1 protein-coding gene is annotated in these 897 nt (G+C 58.3%); it reads right to left on the bottom strand.

Annotation, left to right across the window (positions count from 1 at the left end):
- On the bottom strand, positions 1 to 838 hold an 838-nt coding region (locus Q0859_RS21440; RefSeq protein ID WP_299155207.1), incomplete at its 3' end, for an IS30 family transposase.
- Positions 839 to 897 lie beyond the last annotated feature (59 nt).

Below are 897 nucleotides of genomic sequence, written 5' to 3'. Positions count from 1 at the left end.
TGATCAGGGCCGCGACAACACTCTGGGTGTCCTTGTTCTCGACTTTGGCCAGCATCACAAATCGGGAATGGCGCTCCACGAGTGTGGCGATGTAGCTGTTGTTGGAGCCAACGATCAGGTCGCCTTCCCAGTGTCCCGGCACGGCCCGGTCCTCGACCTCAGGAGGGCGTTCACTGATCGGGATCGCATCCTTGATCTTGCGCAGCTTCAACCCTTTCTGGGTCGCGTGCCGTGACCGCCTGATGGCACGCGGGCTGCGCAAACACTCCTGCAGTTCTTTCTTCAAGACCCCACGGGTCTGCACATAAAGGCTGCGGTAGATCGTTTCGTGGGACACGCGATGCTGCTCCTCGTCGGGGTGTTTGCGCTTGAGCCAACCGGCGATCTGCTGCGGTGACCATTTCCGACGCAACTTGCGTGCGATCAGTTGGCACAATGGATCGTTGAATGCCAGCTTACATGGTTTTGGTCGCATTGCGCTGTCCCATGCACGCTGGTCTGAACGCGCGGCGCGATAGGCCTGACGCCCGCCATTTCTGCGGACCTCTCGGCTGATCGTCGAAGGCGCGCGGTTCAGGCTTTTGGCGATCAAACGCAGGGACTGATTTGCGACCAGGCCGCGCGATATCTCCTCTCGCTCTGGCAAGCTCAAAGCAAAACGCGATCTCTTACGGGCAGGTGGCCGGATCCCGCCGAACTGCGCCAAATGCGGGAAGATTGAAGATGACGCACGATTGAAATGCCGCCCAATCGAACTCATCGACTCCCCGCGTTGCCAGCGATCCCACATCTCGGACTTCTGTTTGTCCGTGTAAAACGTCCGCCTACGATACTTCATCTCTCACACTCCATCTTTCCAAAAAGAGTAAAGTGTTGCGCTCACCCGTTGAAACCGCC

The organism is uncultured Tateyamaria sp. (assembly GCF_947497045.1).
Taxonomy (GTDB): Bacteria; Pseudomonadota; Alphaproteobacteria; order Rhodobacterales; family Rhodobacteraceae; genus Tateyamaria.
The sequence above is the reverse complement of the archived record's forward strand: the minus strand, read 5'-3'. Positions and strand labels throughout refer to the sequence as shown.